The organism is Halostagnicola kamekurae (assembly GCF_900116205.1).
Taxonomy (GTDB): Archaea; Halobacteriota; Halobacteria; order Halobacteriales; family Natrialbaceae; genus Halostagnicola; species Halostagnicola kamekurae.
In genome coordinates, this window is sequence record NZ_FOZS01000001.1 from 46,813 (window position 1) to 66,927 (window position 20,115).

The 20,115-nt window shown below is 62.8% G+C and carries 21 protein-coding genes; 13 read left to right on the plus strand and 8 right to left on the minus strand.

What is annotated here, in order from left to right; translation table 11 throughout:
* Window positions 1–19: 19 nt before the first annotated feature.
* From BM348_RS00220 to BM348_RS00240, 6 genes are all read left to right on the plus strand, one after another.
* A complete protein-coding gene (locus tag BM348_RS00220) occupies window positions 20–499 on the plus strand; it encodes a twin-arginine translocation signal domain-containing protein (protein WP_092900392.1) in 480 nt (159 codons plus the stop codon).
* Window positions 500–842: 343 nt separating this feature from the next.
* A complete protein-coding gene (locus tag BM348_RS00225) occupies window positions 843–1,874 on the plus strand; it encodes a DMT family transporter (protein WP_092900393.1) in 1,032 nt (343 codons plus the stop codon).
* Window positions 1,875–2,000: 126 nt separating this feature from the next.
* The gene (locus tag BM348_RS00230; RefSeq protein ID WP_092903491.1) at window positions 2,001–3,113 is read left to right on the plus strand and encodes a pyridoxal-phosphate-dependent aminotransferase family protein; all 1,113 of its coding nucleotides are present in this window, start codon (window positions 2,001–2,003) and stop codon (window positions 3,111–3,113) included.
* A 69-nt stretch (window positions 3,114–3,182) separates the two neighbouring features.
* Window positions 3,183–3,308, plus strand: a complete 126-nt coding sequence (locus BM348_RS22135) for a hypothetical protein (protein WP_281244652.1) — start codon at window positions 3,183–3,185, stop codon at window positions 3,306–3,308.
* Window positions 3,305–3,427: a hypothetical protein gene (locus BM348_RS22140; RefSeq protein WP_281244653.1), complete on the plus strand. Its 123-nt coding sequence runs from the start codon at window positions 3,305–3,307 to the stop codon at window positions 3,425–3,427. The genes BM348_RS22135 and BM348_RS22140 overlap by 4 nt, the downstream gene beginning before the upstream one ends.
* A 122-nt stretch (window positions 3,428–3,549) precedes the next feature.
* On the plus strand, window positions 3,550–4,902 hold the full coding sequence (locus BM348_RS00240; RefSeq protein ID WP_092900394.1) for a DUF6498-containing protein: 1,353 nt from the start codon (window positions 3,550–3,552) through the stop codon (window positions 4,900–4,902).
* A 235-nt stretch (window positions 4,903–5,137) separates the two neighbouring features.
* Here BM348_RS00240 and BM348_RS00245 read toward each other — a convergent pair whose 3' ends face one another.
* Window positions 5,138–6,262: an SLBB domain-containing protein gene (locus BM348_RS00245; RefSeq protein WP_092900395.1), complete on the minus strand. Its 1,125-nt coding sequence runs from the start codon at window positions 6,260–6,262 to the stop codon at window positions 5,138–5,140.
* Window positions 6,263–6,409: 147 nt separating this feature from the next.
* Between BM348_RS00245 and BM348_RS00250 the strand changes: the two genes are divergently transcribed.
* Window positions 6,410–7,024, plus strand: a complete 615-nt coding sequence (locus BM348_RS00250) for a helix-turn-helix domain-containing protein (protein WP_245779370.1) — start codon at window positions 6,410–6,412, stop codon at window positions 7,022–7,024.
* A gap of 138 nt (window positions 7,025–7,162) precedes the next feature.
* On the opposite strand, the gene BM348_RS00255 is transcribed toward BM348_RS00250, so the two are convergent.
* Both BM348_RS00255 and eif1A read right to left on the minus strand, forming a co-directional pair.
* A complete protein-coding gene (locus BM348_RS00255; RefSeq protein ID WP_139231114.1) occupies window positions 7,163–7,414 on the minus strand; it encodes a hypothetical protein in 252 nt (83 codons plus the stop codon).
* A gap of 1,076 nt (window positions 7,415–8,490) precedes the next feature.
* The gene (eif1A, locus tag BM348_RS00265; RefSeq protein WP_050049761.1) at window positions 8,491–8,778 is read right to left on the minus strand and encodes a translation initiation factor eIF-1A; all 288 of its coding nucleotides are present in this window, start codon (window positions 8,776–8,778) and stop codon (window positions 8,491–8,493) included.
* A gap of 156 nt (window positions 8,779–8,934) precedes the next feature.
* Between eif1A and BM348_RS00270 the strand changes: the two genes are divergently transcribed.
* Window positions 8,935–9,114, plus strand: a complete 180-nt coding sequence (locus BM348_RS00270; RefSeq protein WP_092900402.1) for a DUF7470 family protein — start codon at window positions 8,935–8,937, stop codon at window positions 9,112–9,114.
* An 82-nt stretch (window positions 9,115–9,196) separates the two neighbouring features.
* Window positions 9,197–9,451, plus strand: a complete 255-nt coding sequence (locus tag BM348_RS00275) for a hypothetical protein (protein WP_092900410.1) — start codon at window positions 9,197–9,199, stop codon at window positions 9,449–9,451.
* 14 nt (window positions 9,452–9,465) lie between these two features.
* Here BM348_RS00275 and BM348_RS00280 read toward each other — a convergent pair whose 3' ends face one another.
* The 5 genes from BM348_RS00280 to BM348_RS00305 form a co-directional block, all read right to left on the minus strand.
* Window positions 9,466–11,439 (minus strand): DUF460 domain-containing protein, encoded by a 1,974-nt coding sequence (locus tag BM348_RS00280; protein ID WP_092900413.1) that lies wholly within the window; start codon window positions 11,437–11,439, stop codon window positions 9,466–9,468.
* Between the two features lie 360 nt (window positions 11,440–11,799).
* Complete coding sequence (gene rnz, locus BM348_RS00290; RefSeq protein ID WP_092900417.1) at window positions 11,800–12,726, minus strand: ribonuclease Z; 927 nt, start codon at window positions 12,724–12,726, stop codon at window positions 11,800–11,802.
* A gap of 182 nt (window positions 12,727–12,908) precedes the next feature.
* Entirely contained in the window at window positions 12,909–14,006 is a 1,098-nt protein-coding gene (locus tag BM348_RS00295) for a hypothetical protein (protein WP_092900419.1), read from the minus strand.
* A gap of 121 nt (window positions 14,007–14,127) precedes the next feature.
* Entirely contained in the window at window positions 14,128–15,405 is a 1,278-nt protein-coding gene (locus BM348_RS00300; RefSeq protein WP_092900422.1) for a Mur ligase family protein, read from the minus strand.
* A gap of 33 nt (window positions 15,406–15,438) precedes the next feature.
* Window positions 15,439–16,614 (minus strand): poly-gamma-glutamate biosynthesis protein PgsC/CapC, encoded by a 1,176-nt coding sequence (locus BM348_RS00305; protein WP_092903493.1) that lies wholly within the window; start codon window positions 16,612–16,614, stop codon window positions 15,439–15,441.
* Window positions 16,615–17,083: 469 nt separating this feature from the next.
* Here BM348_RS00305 and BM348_RS00310 point away from each other — a divergent pair, with 469 nt between their 5' ends.
* Genes BM348_RS00310 through BM348_RS00325 form a run of 4 tightly spaced genes read left to right on the plus strand, consistent with a single transcriptional unit; the run spans window position 17,084 to window position 20,076 of the window.
* Entirely contained in the window at window positions 17,084–18,172 is a 1,089-nt protein-coding gene (locus tag BM348_RS00310; RefSeq protein WP_092900424.1) for a DUF7282 domain-containing protein, read from the plus strand.
* Window positions 18,173–18,211: 39 nt separating this feature from the next.
* Window positions 18,212–19,222, plus strand: coding sequence for an AAA family ATPase (locus tag BM348_RS00315; RefSeq protein WP_092900426.1), 1,011 nt, complete (start codon window positions 18,212–18,214; stop codon window positions 19,220–19,222).
* Window positions 19,223–19,228: 6 nt separating this feature from the next.
* Window positions 19,229–19,579 carry a hypothetical protein gene (locus BM348_RS00320; protein WP_092900428.1) on the plus strand — a complete coding sequence of 117 codons (351 nt, stop codon included), beginning with the start codon at window positions 19,229–19,231 and terminating at the stop codon, window positions 19,577–19,579.
* A 59-nt stretch (window positions 19,580–19,638) separates the two neighbouring features.
* Window positions 19,639–20,076 (plus strand): acyl-CoA thioesterase, encoded by a 438-nt coding sequence (locus BM348_RS00325; RefSeq protein ID WP_092900430.1) that lies wholly within the window; start codon window positions 19,639–19,641, stop codon window positions 20,074–20,076.
* Window positions 20,077–20,115 lie beyond the last annotated feature (39 nt).

Here is a 20,115-nt window from a genome sequence, read left to right on the forward strand (position 1 = left end):
TAGTACCAAGAAAGTCGCGATGGCACGAAAGCGAACGGTCTCACGTCGAACGGCACTCAAGGTCACAGGTACTGCTGCGGCGACCGCGCTCGTCGCAGGATGTAGTGGCGGCGGAGACAACGGCGGCGACGGCAATGGCGACGACGGGGACAGCGGAAGCGAAGAGTACGAGATCAGCCCCGATCAGGAAATCACGCTGATCGCGGATTCGGGTGGCTGGGTCGGCTCCGCACCCGACGCCATTGCGGACGTGGAGAACCCAACGCTGGCGCTTCAGTCGGGCGAAGAGTACAACATCGGCTGGTCGGAAGCGAACGACGAGTTGGAACACAACCTCGAGATTCGAAACGACAGCGGCGAGGTCGTCAAAGACTTGGAAACCGACCTGGTCGCCCAACCCGACGAGCGAATCGAACTCACCTTCGAACCCAGCGAAGAGACGACGGTCTATCGCTGTGACCCACACAGCGCGATGGAAGGCAGCATCGTCCTGCAGTAACTGATTCGCGCGTTTTATCGTTTTCTTCGACGCTCGTCTCGAGCGGTATCGGTGTCGAACCGATACGCGATTTTTCTGTCTTTCAGAGCGCTCGGGAGAAGTGAGTAGGTGAAAAATCGTTCGGGGCCGATGGAGCGGTGACTATCGGATCCGACTTCTCTGCGAGACCAACATCGTGACACGCCACCGGATTCCGGCGGTGGACAGGAATGTCATACCAATTAGTACCACACGTAAAACAACCCGTGGCTATCGCTAGCATGTATTGTGGAATTTAGCAGTTAGAGAGTCCACAGCGCAAGAATAAGAACATACAAGTGCTCGAGTCACCTCTCATAATAAAATGAATTCACAGAGAGATATTCTCCTCTTTGCCGCGCTCGCACTCGCCTGGGGAACCGCCTTCAGCGCGATCGAGATCGGACTCGGATCGCTGCCGCCGCTCCTGTTTGCCGCCTTCCGACTCGACGTCGCGACCGTCCTGTTCGTCGGCCTCGTCGCCGCGCTCGGTCTCGAGTGGCGACCGCGAACGCGAGCGGACGCGGTATCGATCGTCGCCGGCGGCGTGCTCCTCGTCGGTGCGCACTACGGACTGTTGTTCGTCGGTCAGTTGTACGTCTCGAGCGCCGTCGCCGCGATCGTGTTGAGCCTGACGCCCATCGTCACGCCGCCGATCGCGCTCGCACTGCTCCCGCGAGAGCGAATCCGACCGCCCGCAGCCGTCGGATTGGTGCTCGGACTGGTAGGTGTCGTCGTCATCGCCGTCTCCGGCGGTTCGCTGGGCGGGCAGGCACTCGGCGTCGGCCTCCTGTTCGGCTCGGCCCTCTCGATCGCCGTGGGGTCCGTCGTCCTCGAGCGGACGAGATCGACGCTGTCGATCATCCCGCTGCAGACGTGGGCGATGGGCGTCGGCGGACTCGCGTTACACGCCGTCAGCGTCCTCCACCCCGGTGAAAGCGTTCTCGCGGTGACGTTCACGAGTGACGTCGTGGCCGCGCTCGCGTATCTCGGCGTCGTCTCGACCGCCGGCGGCTTTCTCGCGTACTTCACGCTGCTCGAGCGCGTCGGCGCGACGGAACTCAGCCTCGTCAACTACACCTCCCCCGTGATCGCCGCCGTATTCGGGTGGCTCCTGCTGGGCGAGTCCATCACGGCCGCGACGATCGTGGGGTTCGCGCTGATCGTCCTCGGCTTTACCCTCTGTAAGATCGACAGCCTCTGGAAAATCGTTCGGCCGATCGTCGACGACGAGTACGGGCGTTCCTCGAGGCCCGCGAATGGATTCGTCGTCGGGCAAAATCCCTACGTTCGCTCCGCGAGCCACGAGACCGAGACCCGATCGACGTCCTCGTCACGGCCGTCGTGTGCCGACTGATCGTTCGAAATGTATGCATTCGTTCACTCGGACTCGAGTGAACAGATTTCCGGCAGTTCGCGGTCGGTGCGCCATCAAAAGTACCATACCGTCGCACGACTCAGTAGCTGGTATCGAGTGGTTTCCGTGACCGAAAAAAGCGAATATCGAGACGACTATCCCGACAAGACGCTGTATATTCCGGGTCCGACCGAGGTACGCGAGGACGTCATCGAGGCCATGTGCGAGCCGATGTTCGGCCACCGCATGGACCGCATGACCGATCTCTACACCACCATCGTCGAGGACACGAAGGAGTTCCTCGGTACCGACAACGACGTCATCGTCCTCACCGGGTCGGGAACCGAGTTCATGGAGAGTTCGATCCTGAACCTCGTCGACGAGAACGTCCTCGTCACGACCTGTGGCAGCTTCAGCGAGCGCCAGGCCAACGTCGCCGAACGCCTCGGCAAAACCGTCGACACCCTCGAGTACGACTGGGGCCAGGCGGTCAAACCCGAGGACGTCCGCGCGTATCTCGAGGAATCGGACACCGACTACGACGTGGTCACTTGCGTGAAAAACGAGAGTTCGACCGGCGTCCGCAACCCGGTCGAGGAGATCGGCGACGTCGTCGCCGAGTACCCGGATACCTACTTCGTCGTCGACGCGGTCTCGTCGCTCGGCGGGGACTACATCGACATCGACGAACACGGGATCGACGTGATCTTCACCTCGGTCCAGAAGGCCTTCGCCATGCCGCCGGGACTCGGCGTCTGCGTCGTCAGCGACGAGGCATACGAGCGCGAACTCGAGAAGGATTCGGCCTCCTGGTACGGCGGCTTCCAGCGCACCCTCGATTACTACGACCGGAAGGGCCAGACCCACTCCACGCCCGCCATCCCGATCATGCTCGCCTACCGAAAGCAGATGAAACACATGCTCTCCGAGGGCCACGACGCGCGCGACCAGCGCCACCGGGAGATGGCCGAGTACACCCGCGAGTGGGCCCGCGAGCACTTCGCGATGTTCCCCGAGGAGGGCTACGAATCCCAGACCGTGAGCTGTATCGAGAACACTCAGGGCATCGACGTCGCCGCGACCATCGACGCCGTCAGCGAGGAGTACGACATGGTCTTCTCGAACGGCTACGGCTCCGCGCTGGGCGAGAAGACGTTCCGAATCGGCCACATGGGCGAACACGATCTCGAGAGCATCAAGGAGCTAACCGACGCGATCGAGGACGTCGCCGATCTGTAGCTGGTCGCTCGGCGTTCGAGCGGCTCGACTGAGTCCAACAGCTAATTTTCCTAGCGCACAAGTGAGTGCATGGACGACACGGAGTATCGAAACGTTCGGCTGACAGAGGAAGCCTACCAGCAACTCGAGCACCAGAAGCGAGCCGGCGAGTCCGTTTCGGATACTTCGAGCGAATCGCCGGCGAACGGTCGTTGACCGAGCGTGCGGGCATCCTCACTGACGGAGAAGCCGAAACGATGCGCGTGTCGATTCGAAAGCGCGAAGCCGAATCGCGAGACCAACTCGACCGACTCACCGACCGAATGGACTCGTGATAGTCGACAACCTCGAGCTCGAAACCTACGAGTAACAGAGCTAGTATCGAACCGGACGACGGTACTCGGCTCGACGGCCGAAAGCGTAACGACTTACGTGTGATCGATCAAACACGAGGCAAATGGCTCCCCTCGAGCGACTGCGTACAATAGACGCGACGCCCGAGCTGTTCGCCGTGATCGTCTCGGGTCTTCTGCCGCTCGTCGGAGTCCTCCTGCTCGAGTGGAACGCCGCGACGCTCGTCACCGTCTACTGGTTCGAACTCGCCGTCATGTGCTTCTGGGCGCTGGTTCGGGCGCTCTTTGCCGGCCGGCCGTCCGAATTCGACCCGGAGATGTACCTCCTCGGGGCGCTCGTGGACAGGCCCGTTTCGGTTCCGATCCCGCGCACCGGTTTCGGAATACGGCTCTCGACGCTCCCCATCTTCGCCATGGCGGTTCCGATACTCTCGCTCATCTGGTTCGCCACGGGAGCCGTGACCGTCGGACTCGTGGGTGGCCACGCGCTCGAGTCGAGCGCGATCGAGACGGGAGTCCTCGCTGCCGGCGTCCTGTTTCTCACCGAGGGGAGCCGGACGGGACTCGAGTACTTCTACCGACAGGGGTACCGCGAGCACAGCGCCCAGACGGCGGTACGCGGCGTGATCTGGCGTATCGGAGTGTTATTCATCGTCGGGCTCTGTATCGCAGTGCTTGCCGTGGGGGCAGACCCCACCGTGGCCAGTGACGAGTCGATCGCCGCGGTGGACCCGACGATCGTCGGCCTCCCGCTACTGATCGGGATCGTCCTCGTCAAATCAGGGTTCGACCTCGCGGACGTCTACCGCGATCGACTGGTCGCGCTCGAGGAGTCGATAGGCGAACACTTCGACAGCGGGCACGATCCAGCGACGCCGGGGAACACTCCAACGACGCACAAGCACGCTCCGGCGACGACGGAACCGATCGACGGTTCCGTGCCGGACACAGCAAAACGAGTCCGTCCGCCCGTCGGCGGTCGCCTGCTCGCAACTCGGGCTCACCTCAAGCGATATCCGAACCTCTGGTTCGTTGGCGTGTTTATTGCCGCCGGCGGGCTACTGTTCGCGTTCGACGGTGCCTGGTCGATCGTGGCCGGATTCGGGGTCGTCGCCATCGCCGTAACCGCTCTCTCGATCCATCTAGACTACTGGCTCCGCTACGCTTTCGTCGAATACCGGATCGACGACGACGCGATCGTCGGCTACGACCGGCTGTTTCGACAGCCGGTGTGGCACATCGGGACAGGGGACCAGCACACCGCCCGAATCGAACGCGACTGGATCGACGGCCGGCTCGAGACGGCAACCGTGGTTGTGGAACGTCCCGACACCGGCCGCACCCTGTGGCTTCCGCGAGTGGGCGATCCGGCGGCGATTCTCGAGGTTCTCGACCGCCAATCCCACGAGTCGACTCGGACGAAATCGGATCGTTCGAGACCGTCAAAAGGTCCCTAGTCATACTCGACCGATGAGCCTACTCGAGCGACCTCGCCAGTCAACACCAACAGTCCGATCCCGGCCGCACAGTCGGGACAGCACGCTCGAGCGTTCGCGAACGAAGTAAGCAATTTACCGTTAAATCGGGATGGATCCCGTGACAGCGGTTGGTATCGAAGGTTTTGTGACAAGTGGTTCGCCACAGGCGAACTCGAGGAGCGAATTCGTTCCCCAAAATCATTGACAGCGCTCGCTACCTGGTCGTTCGCGATTCGATTTCGATACTCGTCTCAGAGACCGCCGTCACTTCGCCGGCGATGGACGCGTGCTGGGGATTACTGATTCTGTCGGAACTCGGGCTCGCTATCCGATCGCCGACGCTAACTCGATCACCAGTCTCGACGATCGGGGCGGCAGATTCCACGATATCGGGATTCGGATTAGTCGCGAGTGGAATCCGAACCCGAGACGGGTCGATCGCCGTTGTAGGTTCGGTTTCTATCGGCCGGGCGTTCCAGTCGTACTCCTCGAGCACGTCGATCCGACCGTCACCGAGTTCGTTTTCCTCGGCGGTTCGCTCGTCGAGGACTAGCAGGCCGTTCGTGCTTTTTCTGACGCCGTAGGCCTCCAGCGGTGCGTCGATAGGAAAACACCAGCCCGGACCCCCGTCGGCGATCACAGCGTCCGAGGGGAGCGTATCGGCTGGCCGACCGGCCGCGTTCAAGAGTTCGCTTATCGGCGTGCCGATAGGGACCTCGAGAAACCGACCCCGCGCCACGTCACCGTCGACGTGCACGTACTTCCGCGTCACCGGCGTTTCGTCGGACAGCGCTCGCGCGATGTTGATTAGCGTCTCGGTATTCTGGACGAGCCAGCCGTGATCCATCGGGAGGTCACCGCGCAGCACCGTGCCGTCGACCACCTTGAGGAGCACACTCTCCATGCCGTACTGGTACTGATTGTCCGTGTACGCGAACACGACGCCCTCGTGTTCCTCGCGCTCGAGTGGTAACTCGCCCGGCGGAACGATCGTCCCGTCGGTATCGGCCTCGAGCGCGTGCATGTACTTCTCGCGGTCTTTCCACTTCGCGCTAACGATGATGCGGTCGACTACCGCCTGCTCTAGCAGGACGTCGAACAGTGCGGCGAGCGTTTGGGCCTTCGTCTTCCCGAGCCACTTATCGATGAAGTAGTTCGGCTCGCTCTCCTGGTGATTCACCAGCAGGGAATCGACCTGCCCCAGAGCGTCCCACTTCGCGAAGGACGGAAAGCCCGCACCGCCCGCACCCGCGACCCCCGCTTCGCGAATGCGCTCACGCCCCTGCGCTCGAACGTCTGGCCAGGTAGCCTGCGCGCCGTGCGTTTTCGGCGTTGTCATGGCGGGTAAACGGTGGATCGATGCAACGGTCAGACTTTGGCCGCAGCCGTGAGGGGAGTTTATAAATGCACTACGTCCGTATCGTGGGCCACCCGAATGCGTTATCTCGAAGTGAGTTTGCAGCGACCGCCCAACGAGCGTCATCCGATGCACCAGTTTGTCGTCGAACACGATAGCTACGACGCCTCGAGACTGCTCTATCAACACCAGTACGCCGACGACGAAAACGCGGTCCTGTTTCACGTCGACGGACCGCGTTCGCCCTACGAGGAGGTACTCGAGGACGTGCCAGCGACCCTCGAGTTCGAGATCGCTCCCTGTCGAGACGAGACGTTTTATTTGTATGCTCGGGGATCGCTTACGGAGTCCGAACGGGTCTTTATCGACGCGGTATTCCAGCCAGGGTTGATAGCCGTCCCGCCGATCGTATATCAAACAGACGGGACGATTCGGCTGACGGCGATCGGCCCCTCCGATGCGATCCAGACAGCGGTCGGGAATATCTCCGATCTCATGAGCGTCGATGTCGTGTCGATCGGTGAGTTTCGCGCCGGGCGAATCAACTCGCGGACGGCCCTGACCCAGCGCCAGTTCGAGGCCGTCTCCGCCGCCGTCGATTGTGGCTACTACCGCATGCCCAGCGAAGGATCGCTCGAGGAAATCGCCGCTCGCCTCGAGTGCTCGAGCGGGACGGCAGGTGAGTTGCTTCGCCGCGCCGAACGGACCGTGATGACGCGACTCGTCGGACGAAACCCGTTCTGAGGGGGAGCCATAGCACCGTGTGAGTTTTTCAATACAGGTGAAATCGCCAAACAAGCCCGATCGGCAACATAAACGGTCGAATCCAAAGAGAGACGAAGTAGATGTACGATTCGAGCCGATAACGGGCCGGGTAGAAAACTAGTCCGAACCCATCGATGAGCCCGCTCGAGCGACCTCACCGGTCAACGCCAACAGTCCGATCCCGGCCGCACAATCGGGACAGCACGCTCGAGCGACCGCGGCGTACCGACTCTCGAGTGCCGGACACGGCCGGGTCGAAACGCGGAGCACGCGGTCGGCGGGAATCGACTCGTCGCACCGATAACAGACGGTCGAGGAGGATCGGTCGGCGCTCGAGTGGCCACCGGAATCGTCGGTGCTTGAGGTCACGCGAATCGCCTCCGGGGCATCGCTCGGGCGCAATTCCTCGGATATAGGCGACCGTTCGAGTCTTCGAGGTGGTCAAACGTGATGCTGCGCTGTCGTTCGAGAGTTTTTTGTCTCGGTGGGAGTAAGTAAAGCATGGCACCAAGTGTTCCGCTTGGAAGCCACACGCTTCGGGTGTTCTAGCACCCGTGGCATTTCACGCGTATGCCCGCGGCCAATTCGGCGCGCGCAGCTTCCATCATGACAGTTAGTCTGAAGTATAATATACCTACTGGTACGGGATGGAAGAAGAGGTCTGGAGGAGGGAAAGAAGGTGGTTTGGATTGGAGTTATCGTGCTCGAGACGCTGTGATTTTACTTCGGATCAGTTGCAGGGTGCTCGAGGACGAACCGCAACGGTGGCTCTGTTGGAATCCTATTCTTCATCGGTATTTGAGCGTGTGACAGGCTACAGATTCGGATTGGCCGTTTACTATTTCACAGACCATATTGATAATGATCCGACATTCATATGTATGTATGAATCAAAATCGTGACCAATGCCGGCTATCTCCCTGATAGGTGCTGTATTGTTTGTCCTCCAAGCTGTTGTCGGATACGATCTCTATCGTTCACTTCCGAGTAGTGGAATCTCTGAGATGGTTATCGGGGCTATGATCACAGGTGTCGGAATCACATTCTTATTTGTATTTGGTATGGTTCCGACGCTTGCGCTTGATTTCGTGTTCGTATTGATCTCTACAGTGATATCTAGTCAATTCAACTAACGGTACGTCCTGAATTGGTCCTTGTATCCTATCCCCGCGATACGTGAGACATCTGTACCTACTGATCCTTTCAAAGTTTGTTAGCCGATGTTTTTTTACCGATGATGGTTTCAACAGCCCCTAAACGGTCGAAAGTCCCTTTCAGTCCCGCCCGCGGTGAGTGTGTGGGCTGCTGTAGACAGCGTCGTCACAGCGGGCGAAACGAGCTATTTGACGGGATAGCCGACCGCTGATAAAATGGAGTCTCGTCGCATTACTTCCGGTCGGGCAATTGGCCGCCTACGGAGTGTACGCCCGTGTCTGATGGAATCGCTATGCGATGTGGCCTTCGCGACGGAGCTGGTCGGCGTCGGACTTCTCGTAGCGCCAGGTGATGTCGGCCTTCTCGTCCTGCCAGTCCCAGGGCTCGACGAGGACCACGTCGTCCTCACGGATCCAGATGCGTTTTTGCATCTTACCGGGGATGCGCGCGGTGCGTTCTTCCCCGTCGGCACAGCGGACTGTGACTCGGTTCGCCCCCAGCATGTTCGTGACCGTCGCGAAAACCTCGTCATCGTCTGGCATTCGGAGGTTTTTGCGGCTGCTCTCGTCCTCGCTCATACGTCGTCGTTGGCGTTGGAGGGTTTTAAACTCTATCAACGAAATCGTGCGGATAGCGATCCGACGGCGGTGACCGGATTTCGGTCGGCGACGACTCGAGACCGGCGACACCCCCAAACCGCGCCGTTTATTTTGGGCGGCAATCGACTCACGCGTATGCTCGATAAACTCGGCCCGCTCGGTATCGCGGGGCTCATCATCGTTCTCGTCGGAATCGCGCTCATCGCTCTCGAGAGTCTCATGATCGCCGCCGGAATGGCGCTCGTGCTCGTCGGACTGGCGGTAACCGTCAAGGCGCTGGTGTCGGGGATGCTCGGGGCCTTCGGCATGATGTAAGAGGATACAGACAGGCGTTTCGCACCGTCCGGCCGCCCGATAACTGGATAACGTTAACGTGCTACCGGCCGTATGGACTTCTATGGGGTACACGTTGCACTATTACGACCTGGTGTTGCTCTGTATCGCCGCGAGCCTCGCAGCCGGGGTCCTCATCGGAGTCGCGACGTCGATCGCGTTCGAAGTCTCAATTGCAGCTCTCGGACTCGTCGCCATCGGCTTCGTCGCCCACGCGCTGTTCGTCAACGGCCCCGTCGACGAACTCGAGGACCTGGGCGAGGAAGTCGAGCCCGCGGATGTTCCGCAGGTTCTCTCACCGCTCGAGACTCAGGACTAAAACCGGCTCCGCGCTCAGGCTTCGTTGTCTCCCGCTCGGTGCTCGCTGATGAGCTGGTCGACCATCGACGCCTTCTGGTCGCGCCTGCGGTCTCGAGCCCGGTCGTGCCAGTCGTCGATCACGGCCTCGACGTCTTCCTCGCGAGCGACGGCGAGTTCGTCGACCTCCTGCATGGCGACGTCGCCCGCCGGGCCGACGGGGAGTTCGGCCTCGAAGAGGATCCGGTCGGCCGCATCCGAGAGCCCGCCGTCCTTGAGGACGACCCGCGGCTCGAATGAGGCGAGCAGTTCCGCGGTGGATTTGCCGGCACCGCTCGCGTCCCGGACGTAGACGACGTCGCCGGCTGCGATGCCGTACTGGTCGTCGGCCTCGCGGATCGCACCCTTGGTGAACTGCTCGATCACCTTCACCGGTACCAGCCCCTCCTTTTTGGCAGATACGTCGCTGAAGTTCGAGTGATCGAGCTTCCAGAGGGCTTTCATCCGCTCGACTTTGTCCTCGAGGTCGTCGACACTCTCGCGGGCCTCGTCGCGTTCGCGCTCGAGGCGCTGTACCTTCTGCTCGAGGCGGCTCACCTCCGACTCCTTGCGGACCTGGCGACGCTCCTCGCGCCGGGAGACGGTGAGTTCCGCCTCGAGATCCTCGATCCGTTCGTCTTTGGTCTCGAGGCGCTCCTCGAGGCGCTCGACGTGTGACTGGAGGCGTTCGACCTGCCGGTCGAGCGATTTGATCCGCTTTTCCTCCTCGGTGAGTTCCCGCGGTTCGTGCTCGGTCGTCTCCTCCTCGTCCTCGGGTTCGTCGGAGAGATCCCGCAAAACGGCCTCGACGCTTTCCTCGTCGGCGACGACGCGCGCCGTCACCTCGCCGCGGTCGATTCCCGGCGGGAGTTTTGCGGCGATGCGCTCGAACTGATCCTCGTGATCGTCGACGGCGTACAGCGCCGCGGCCATCGCGTCCCGCTGGTGATCGTTGTCGTAGGGATGGTCGCGCGTGCGGTGTTGCTTCTCGTCGATTGGGAGATCACTGGTCGGCGTCCACGCCGCGGCGTCGAAACTCCGCCGGAACTTCTCGACGGTCTCGGGGATCGGGGTCACGTCCGCCGCCACGATGATCGGCCGCCCGCGCTCGACGATCCACTCGATCACGTCCGCGGCGTCGCTGGTTCGGGAACTCCAGACGTCGAGGATCTCGCCCTCGAGACTGGCGATGGCGACCGCGGTGGTCGTTCCCGGGTCGATGCCGACGACGACGTGGTCGCGACGCTTGGCGAGCGGCTTGAACTCGATCCCGTCGCGGCGTTCGCGTTCGATCTCGATCCGAACGTCGCCCGAGCGCTCGTTCGAGACGGGGATGTCGCTCGGACGCCCCTGCACCGTGAACACGGCGTTGGCGTAGCCGCCGTAGGACTCCCGGATGTCGGTCTCGAACTCGAGGTTCTCGTCTTCGAGTTCGGATTCGACCTCGCGAGCGCGGCGCTTGACCGAGCCGTGAATCCGCCGGGTGTAGCGGTCCTCGCTCCAGCCGCCCTTGCCGGTCGAACGACCTCTCGAGACTTTCACCGTCGTCGTATCGGTAAAGGCCGAGACTTCGTGGCCGACGTTGTGGGCCGCGAGTTTGGCGGCGGCCTCGGCCTCTTTCATCGGGTCCTTGCCGTAGGGGATTCCGTGGCGTTTGGCAACTCGAGAGAGGGGTTCGGGCTGTTGGGCCCCCGTCACCTGCACGAGTCTGGTCTCGGCGGGCAGCGACCCCAGAAAGTGGATCAACTGGTCTTTGTCTGCCGCCAGTTCGTACATGTTGTCCGTCGCGACGAGCGCCGGCTCGACATCGTCGATCAGCCGTCTGAGTTTGCGGTGGGTGACGACGTCTCGATCGAGCTCCTCGCCGTCGTACTGGACCAGCGCGTAGGAAGGCGAGTCACCGCGGACGTCCCCGCTCTGAACGTCGACGCCGAAGACGACTGCGTTCAACGCACTCGTTCGGGTGCTCACGGACGACTATAGGGGCGAGAACGGTATAAATCCGGCGCGGAATCGCTGCAGTACTTCGATCCGCGGTCTTCACAATGTATTTACACATCACGTCACTCTGTTGTACCGATAGAATGTCGTCGGAGCAGTCATCGCGAGACTCCCTACTCGGATACGCGGTACTGGCGGTCTTACTTCTCGCTGTGATCGCTCACGAGGTGTACGAAGTACCACTCAACCAGTTGTTGCAGACGGGGCTTTTGGTCGCGCTGGTTGTGATCTCCTATCAGATACTGCTCGTACTGAAGGACATCCGACGAAAACTGTGACAACACCCACCGACACGCCGGCCGCGTCGAATCGAACGGCCGGAACGGGCGTTCAGTCGTCCTGATACGGAATCTCGAGCCGGTCCCCGTCTTCCGGCAGCGAGACCTCGCCGTCGAACACGTCTCGAGCCTGCGCGAGGTGATCCTCGACGTCGCCGGCGTACCGCGAGGAGATGTGCATGAGCGCCAGCCGATCCGCGCCGGCCCTGCGGGCGATTTCGGCCGCCTGTCGTGCCGTCGAGTGTGCCGTGTCCGTCGCGCGCTCGGTCCGGTCGTCGGCGAACGTGGCGTCGTGGATCAGCAGATCCGGCTCATCCGCGACCTCGATCGTCGCTTGCGTCGGGCGGGTATCGCCCGTGTAGACGAGCGAGCGGCCGGGACGGGGTTCACCGACGACCTGATCCGGTTCGACGACGGTGCCGTCCTCGAGTTCGACGGCCTCGCCCTCGTGGAGTCTCGAGAACTTCGGGCCGACCGGGACGCCGAGTTCTTCGGCGCGCTCGCGGTCGAACCGGCCCTTGCGGTCGTCCTCTACCAGTGCGTAGCCGACCGAGCGCGTGTCGTGGTCGGTCTCGAAGACCCGAACCTCGTACTCGTCGGCGCGGTAGGCGACGTCGTCGCCGCCGACCTCGTTGATCCGGACCGGAAACGACGGCCGGTTGCCGAGCGCGTTGACGAGCGAAGAGATCTCCGATCGGGTGCCCCGCGGCGTGTGGATCGCAAGCGGGTCCGTCCGGTCGTTGAACGCCATCGTCTGGAGGAGTCCCGGAATACCGAGGACGTGATCGCCGTGGAGGTGGGTCACGAAGAGATGGGAGATCGAGAACCCCGTTCGAAAGCGCATCATCTGTCGCTGGGTTCCCTCGCCGGCGTCGAACAACAATTCGTCGCCCTCGCGCGCGACGAAGAGGCTGGTGGGGTTCCGTCGAGCGGTCGGAATCGCCCCGCTGGTTCCGAGAAACGTCACGCACAGTGGCATTGGCTACGGTTCGGACCGCGGCGACTAAACCGGCTTCGGATCGAAGCGGACCGACGCGCAACTGGGTCATCGGTCCGGTCGGGCGTCGTGACGAGCCTCGGCGCTTCACGAGCGGATCCGCAATAGAAATTGAGTTCGATCGGTTCGGTTCGCGACCAGCGATAGCGCCCGATAGGCGACGACTACCGACAGGTTCCGCTCGCCGTGACTTCGACGTCCTCGGAGAGCGCCGCAGCCGCGCCGGTCGCGATCTCCCTCCAGTAGGCGCGTCGGGTCGCGTAACTCTGTGCGAGGAAGACGCTGTCGGCGCCGAGCTGGTCGACGAGCAGCCCGTCACCCGTCAGGCCGTCGTCGGCCGGCAGCGTCGCCTGCTCGGCACAGGAGGGCAACGCGGCGTTGATCGAATCCCGAACGCTCTCGAGCGTCGATAGCGGCGCGTTTCCGGCGACGACGATCCCGGTGTCACAGACGCCGCCGAAGTCCACCGCGACGTCGAAGTCGGTGTCCGCGATCGTCTCGAGTTCGGGATAGGACTCCGGCGAGAGCGCCATCGACGGGACGTACCATCGCTGGAACGCGCCCGCGTCCGGCCCCCAGCCTTTCGTCCGCCAGCAGGTCGCGCCGGCCAGATCCGCGGCATGTTCGGCCTGATCGTCCGTTTTCGGCTGGACGGCGCCGCCGTGGGGTGCGATGAAGATCCGGTCGGAGCCGTTCTCGTCGAGGCGCTCGATCAGTTCGCCCTGCTCTCTGGCCTCCGACTCGGAGAGACTCGGGTTCGGAATCGTCGACGTGATCTCGGCGTCGAACTCCTCGTCGCTCACCGAACAGTCGCCCGCGGGGCCGGGACAGTTCGTCTCGTCGGTCGTCGCCTGTAGCTCGGCCGATCCGAGGTCAAGCCGACACCGAGCGCTGTCGGACATGCGGACGATGTCCTCCGGCGCCTCGGGGCGTTTTTCCGCGATCGTATAGACTGCGAACTCGCTCGAGTCGTCCGGGCGGGACAGTCGAACCTGCTGGCCCGCCGAGAGCCCGTGTGCCGAGAGCAGTCGCGGATCGGCCGAAATCGACGTTCGGTCTTCCACGAACTCGGCCTGTCCGTCTGCGAGCGAACAGACGAGACACGTCTCGAGGTCCGCCTCGCTGATGGCACTCGTGGCCGCCTGGTAGGAGCCGACAGCGAGGCCGAGTGCCGCCGGGGTTCCGACCATGGCGGTCAGGAGCGATCGTCGCGACGGGTTGAATCGGTCGATGCGTCCGTTGGTGTCTGAATCGTTTGTCATGGTGTCATCGTTTCGATGGGAGCGTACCGCCTCCCGAGCGGCAGTCGACGAGCGAAGCGCCTGTGACCGGACGTCGACGAGTCGAGTGGCACTGTCGACGTGGGATTTCGTCTTTACATGATCACCTCTGTACGCGAGAGAGTCGGGACGGCGTCCCGTCGGCGTCGCCGGACGACTGGGAGTCGACCGGCTGGACCGGGAGCCGGGAATCGACCGGTTTCCGGGGCAGTTCCAGTTCGAGATCCGACGTGGTCGCCCCGTTCGATTCCGGTGGCTCGGCGTGGCGCTCGATCGCGTCGTCGAGGTCGCGCATGAACTCGGCGACGGTGTTTCCCATCACGAGCACCGGCCAGCCGTCCGCGATCATCTCCGCTAAGACCGACTCTGCCGACTCGGATTCGTGATCGTGGCTGATCACCGGAAACGAAGATTTCTCGGCGAACAGATCCGCGTGGCCGCCCGCGACTCGCGCCTGTTCGATCGCGTCGTCCTCGAAGAGGCCCTCGAGGTAGTCGTGAAACGACGCGGTACGAGCGCGCCGGTCCCGACGGAGGTAGACGAACGGCTGGATCCGTTCGTCGTCGACGAGCGCCTGACGCACCATTTCGGTGCTCTCGACGTCGTTGACGTCCGCGGCGTTGTAGACTCGACCGTCGAGCGCGTGGGTCCACTCGACGCGAAAGTCCGCGAGCATCGATTCGCGCTGGCGGTCCGACAGCGGTTCCTCGTCGATGGCCTCGAGGACGTGATCGAGCGCGTAGATGCACTCGGCGGCGGGGATGTTCTGATGGCGTTCGGGAACCTCGACGTGGGAGACGGTCGCGTCGACGGCCTCGAGTTCGCGTTCGATGTACGCCCGGAGTTGCTCGTCCTGCTCGCCGTTGACGACGTGGGTTCCGGCGGGCGTCGCGCGAGCGAACGCCCGTGCGATATCGGCGCGAGTCCCGCCGAGCGTATCGCGGTGGTCCTGGCGAACGTTCGTGAGGACGAGCACGTCGGGGTTGCCGAACCGCTCGTTCATCATCCGGGTCGTGTAGTCCGTGATCCCCTGGTTCTCGAGGACCAGCGCGTCGACGGGGAAGTACTTTCGAAGCTCCTCGACGTTCTCGTAGAGGGTGACGCGCTCGCCGCGTTCGATCGGGTTCTCCTCGCCGTCGTACAGCGAGAGCGGGTGGTTGCCGGTCACCTTCGCGTAGGCATCATAGCCTCGAGAGCGCAGGACGTCGTAGATCCGTTCGGTCGTTCCCGACTTGCCGCGGGTGCCGGACACGACGATCTTGACGTCGATTTCCTCGAGTCGGCGACGGTGTTCGGTGCCGCGAGTGAGCGGTCCAGCGATGCGTCGAGCGAGCCGGGTGAGCGGCTCGGGAACGACCGTTGAAGTGGTGTCGTAAGACATTGATAGTGTATCGATAGTTGGAATTCTCAGGTGTCAGGTATGGGTCCCGGCGGACTGTCGATCGGCGCTCGAGCGCGCCGGTCGAAGTCGCTCGAGTCGAAGCGCGGACACAGCGCCGACGACGACACAGGCGACGAGCAGCGCGATCTGGGGGAGCGCCGAAAGATCGGCTGTGAGCGCTCCGCCCGGTTCCGGCGTCACGACCAGCCGAAGACCGCCAAGAAAGAGCGCGAACGCACCGGTCGACAGCGATATCGACGTCGAGCGGTGCTCCGGGGGCATCCGGTGGAGGTTGTACGCGGCGATGCCGATGAGGATGGCCGTAAAGAACAGGTGCAGCCCGGAGGCGACCGGGAAGAACACCGCGATCGGAATCGATCCAGCGAGCGCGATGACGAGGCCGGTACCGAGTAACACCCGCCCGTACAACAGCGTCGATCGGTGGAACTGTTTGAGGATGCCATAGACGGCGGCGACGCCGAGGACGTACAGCGGGATGATGGCGATCGACTGGAGCGCGAACAGCGCGAGCAACGGCAGCGCGATGATCCCGTTGAGCCTGATCCCCCACCGCACGTACGATCCCTCCGAGACGAGCATCCCCAGCGCGATGACGAGGAGGACGATCGGAAGTGAGATCTCGAGGAAGCCGCCCATATCGGCGATCACGGCGTTCCGGGCCGCGGCGATATCCGAGTTAGGCCCGTACAGTACCGGGGGCGTGAGCCGGCCGAGGCGGGGTGCCATCGCGAGATTGACGAGCGAGCCGCCGAGGGCGATCAGCCCGACGAGCGTTCCGACGCTCGCGGCCACGTCCTCGAGCCGCCGGTCGGAATCGAGCTGGTGGTAGTTGTAGGCCGCGACGCCCGGGAGGATGCTCCCGGCGAACGTCGCCGTCGTGAGCGAAACCTCGAGAACGCCGAGCGCGAGGAGTCCGCCGAAGACGGCCAGCGGGACGACCATGCTGAGGATCATACCTGCCAGCAACAGCTGTCGTCCGAACAGCAGGGTTCGCCGTTGGAGCACCGCCAGCCCGACGTAAGCTGCGGCCACGCCGATGACGAACGCAGGGAGCGCGAGGACGTCGTAGAGAGCGTACACCGCGTACATCGGAACCACGAGGACGCCCGAGAGCCGGAGTCCGTACGCCTGCACGACGCCAATTCCGACCAGTAGTCCGACGATCATCACCAGCGAGGCAACGATCATCGTCGGATCGACCTCCACCGACGTTCTGGGGCGCGTCCGCCGGAACCTACCGGTCGCTCCGTCGACGGACGGGCGCGAGCGCTTCGTACGAACTGGTTTCGACGAGCTGTCTCCAGATCGGTGGTGGCGTTCGTCGCTGGATAACCCATACGAGCCCACACATCGAATTACTAAATAAAGTTTATCTAGCGCTGTATTTTACTTCTAGATTATCTATACTAACTAGTGTTTTACTTATTGATACAGAAATATAACTAGTATGTTATTAGTATGACGCTGGATGAATGTTCACTATATGAAGATTGTGGCCGTGAGCGATCGGTTTCTCGCGAAACCATCGCACGAGAGAACATATGACAAACCTACGGGAGCGATCACGACGCGAAGGGACGCGATAGGGTCACCGAACGAACTCGACGTTTTACGTTCTCGGGGCCCGAAGGGGGAGTATCCAGTTGATTCAGAAGAGATGAGATCGAGACCCGAGTTCGGAGCGGTCAAACGAATCGTCGCGATCCTGCTCGCGCTCGCCGTCGTCCTCGCGGCGGGGGTCGTCATCGGGCAAGCACCGACGCTGTTCGGCGTCGACGATCCGGACGCGTCGATCGAGTTCGACGATCAGGAAGGGGACGGAACCAACGTCACGATCGAAGCCGTGTCCCTCTCGGAAGGCGGGTTCGTCGTCGTCAGCGACAGCACCGGAACGACGCTCGGCGTCTCCGACTACCTCGAGTCCGGGGAACACCGGAACGTGACCGTCAATCGAACCGCGGACGACGGCGAACTGCTCGGACAGTTGACCGCGACCGCCCACCGGGACAGCACCAACAACGAGACCTACGCGTACAACCAGACCGGCGGCGAGGAAGACCAGCCCTACCTCGAGGAAGGCTATCCGGTCAGCGACATCGCGTCGGTGACGATGGCCGACCGCGACGACGCGGTCGGTGACTCGTTTACCGTCGAGTCGATCGACGCTCCCGCCTCGGCGACGACCACCGGGACGATCGAGGTGACCGGAGAGATCCGAAACCCGACCGACGATCTCGATCAACAGCAAGTCGACCTTCGTATCGACGGGGAAGTCCTCGAGCAGCGGCTGCTCGAGCTCGAGCCGGACGAGACTCGCGAAGTGACGTTCGATGTCGACACGAACGGCACCGAACCCGGCGAGCAGACGATCGGCGTCTACACCGAAGCCGACGGCGCGATCGAGACGATCGACCTCGAGTTCGATGGAACCCCGAGTGTCGAGCCCACGAACGGAACCGACACGAACGTCACGGCGGACGCGATAACGCCAGTTACGGGGTTCCTGGCGGTCGAGCAAGCTGCGGGCGACGATCAAAGCGATCCGCTGGGAACGAGCGAACAACTCTCGCCCGGCGACCACGAGAACATCACCGTCGAACTCGACGAATCCGTCGGAGCGGACGAGGAACTGATACTGGTCCTCTACGAGGGCGATCCGAGCGAGATCGACGAGGCGACGCGGGTCGAACACGAGGACGGAACGCCCATCGAGAGCGAGTTCACCGTCGGCGAACTCGACGGCTAACCGACCGATTCTTACCCGTCCCGTCCGTACTCACGGGCGATGGACGCGCCGCTGTGGACCGAGACCTACGCCCCGTCGCTCGAGGAGCTACCCCAGGACGACGCCCGCAGATACCTCCAGCGGGCGGTCGACGAGCCGATAAACCTGATCCTGCAGGGCCCGCCGGGAAGCGGGAAGACGGCGGCGGCGCGCGCGCTGGCCCGCGAGGTCTACGGCGACGACGTGGACAACGACCTGATCGAGATCAACGTCGCCGACTTCTTCGGCCGGACGAAGACCGAAATCAAGAACGATCCGCGGTTCGCGGGCTTTCTGGTCGGGCGCTCGTCGATGTCGAAACGCGACATGATCAACCACGTGCTCAAAGAATCCGCGAGCTACGCGCCCGTATCGGGTGCGTACAAGACGATCCTGCTCGACAACGCAGAGGACATTCGCGAGGACTTCCAGCAGGCTCTGCGCCGGATCATGGAGAAACACCATCGGACGACGCAGTTTATCGTCGCGACGCGCCAGCCGACGAAGCTCATTCCGCCGATCCGCTCGCGGTGTTTCCCCGTCTCCTTCCGGGCCCCCTCAAGTGAGGAGACCGTCGCCGTCCTCGAGCACATTGTCGAGGCCGAAGGGGTCGAGTACGACGCGGACGGCCTCGAGTTCGTCGCCGGGTACGCGAACGGGAACCTCAGAAAGGCGATCTTAGCCGCCCAGACGACCGTCGAAGACGCGGGCGAACTCACGATGACCGGGGCCTACGAGACCATCGGCGAGGTCGGTCTCGACGAGCAGATCGAGTCGATGGTCGATGACGCCGAGGCCGGCGAGTTCACCGACGCGCGAAAGACCCTCGACGATCTGCTAGTCGACGAAGGCCTCGACGGCGGGGAAGTCCTCGAGGAGATCCTCGCCGTCGCGCGCAAGCGGTACCACGGCGACGAACTCGCCCGAATGCACCGGCTCGTCGCGGACACCGAGTTCGAGATGCAGGAAGGCTCGAGCGACCGGATCCATGTCTCGCATGTGCTCGCGGAGTTAGGTCGGAATCGGAATTAGGCCGGGATGACTGGATCCGAGCCCGCACGCGGGAATCGTCCGGACGCAACCGACGCGTCGAATACGAGCGGCATCTCCCATACGACTCGTAGTCACCACCGTGCTGGCGGAGCTCCTGCTTCGAACCGTCGGCCCCCAATCGTCGGTCCGCTCTGGTTCGGCGTCTTCGCGTTGGTCTGTGGAGCGCTCCTCGTCCTCGCGACTGCAGTGGTGTTCGGCTACGAGTCCGCCCCGATGCAGTGGCCCGTCTTTGTACTCTTGTTCGCCTGTAGCGCGTTCGTCGTCGGAGCAACGACACGCATGCGACTCACGACGACCCAGCAAACGAGTGATACCGGCTTGAGTGCGGACCAGTAAGCGTCTGATGGCCAGCGGAACCACGCACGATTATCTACCCGCAACGAGAACGCTGAGTCATGACTGCGCTGCTCGAGACGTACATCGAAAACCGATTTCCCGTCCAGCCCAACCACGCGAACAACAACGGGACCCTCCACGGCGGGAACCTCATGAAGTGGCTCGACGAGGTCGGCGGCATGTCGGCGATCCGGTTCGCCGGCGAGTCCTGCGTCACCGCCCGCGTCGACGAACTCGATTTCCTCCGGCCGGTGCCCCTCGGCGAAACGGCGCTCATCGAGGGGTACGTCTACGACGCGGGGGAGACAAGCGTCAACGTCGCGCTGCGGGCGTGGCGCGAGGAGCCACGGTCGGGCGAGACGGAGCTCACGACAGAATCGACGTTCACGTTCGTCGCGATCGACGAGGACGGAACGCCGATACCGGTGCCCGAGCTCACCGTCGAGAGCGAGAAGGGCGAGCGATTGCGAGAACGGGCACTGTCCGCGAGCGAGTGAGTGCTTTCGATACGATACTCGGGCCCTCAGCGGTAGGGG

Excerpts from the sequence above, each read along its gene's own strand:
- BM348_RS00220 (WP_092900392.1), top strand. The coding sequence starts at position 20 with ATGGCACGAAAGCGAACGGTCTCACGTCGAACGGCACTCAAGGTCACA.
- BM348_RS00225 (WP_092900393.1), top strand. The coding sequence starts at position 843 with ATGAATTCACAGAGAGATATTCTCCTCTTTGCCGCGCTCGCACTCGCC.
- BM348_RS22135 (WP_281244652.1), top strand. The coding sequence starts at position 3,183 with ATGGACGACACGGAGTATCGAAACGTTCGGCTGACAGAGGAAGCCTAC.
- BM348_RS00240 (WP_092900394.1), top strand. The coding sequence starts at position 3,550 with ATGGCTCCCCTCGAGCGACTGCGTACAATAGACGCGACGCCCGAGCTG.
- BM348_RS00245 (WP_092900395.1), bottom strand. The coding sequence starts at position 6,262 with ATGACAACGCCGAAAACGCACGGCGCGCAGGCTACCTGGCCAGACGTT.
- BM348_RS00250 (WP_245779370.1), top strand. The coding sequence starts at position 6,410 with ATGCACCAGTTTGTCGTCGAACACGATAGCTACGACGCCTCGAGACTG.
- eif1A (WP_050049761.1), bottom strand. The coding sequence starts at position 8,778 with ATGAGCGAGGACGAGAGCAGCCGCAAAAACCTCCGAATGCCAGACGAT.
- BM348_RS00270 (WP_092900402.1), top strand. The coding sequence starts at position 8,935 with ATGCTCGATAAACTCGGCCCGCTCGGTATCGCGGGGCTCATCATCGTT.
- BM348_RS00275 (WP_092900410.1), top strand. The coding sequence starts at position 9,197 with ATGGGGTACACGTTGCACTATTACGACCTGGTGTTGCTCTGTATCGCC.
- rnz (WP_092900417.1), bottom strand. The coding sequence starts at position 12,726 with ATGCCACTGTGCGTGACGTTTCTCGGAACCAGCGGGGCGATTCCGACC.
- BM348_RS00295 (WP_092900419.1), bottom strand. The coding sequence starts at position 14,006 with ATGACAAACGATTCAGACACCAACGGACGCATCGACCGATTCAACCCG.
- BM348_RS00300 (WP_092900422.1), bottom strand. The coding sequence starts at position 15,405 with ATGTCTTACGACACCACTTCAACGGTCGTTCCCGAGCCGCTCACCCGG.
- BM348_RS00305 (WP_092903493.1), bottom strand. The coding sequence starts at position 16,614 with ATGATCGTTGCCTCGCTGGTGATGATCGTCGGACTACTGGTCGGAATT.
- BM348_RS00310 (WP_092900424.1), top strand. The coding sequence starts at position 17,084 with ATGAGATCGAGACCCGAGTTCGGAGCGGTCAAACGAATCGTCGCGATC.
- BM348_RS00315 (WP_092900426.1), top strand. The coding sequence starts at position 18,212 with ATGGACGCGCCGCTGTGGACCGAGACCTACGCCCCGTCGCTCGAGGAG.
- BM348_RS00320 (WP_092900428.1), top strand. The coding sequence starts at position 19,229 with ATGACTGGATCCGAGCCCGCACGCGGGAATCGTCCGGACGCAACCGAC.
- BM348_RS00325 (WP_092900430.1), top strand. The coding sequence starts at position 19,639 with ATGACTGCGCTGCTCGAGACGTACATCGAAAACCGATTTCCCGTCCAG.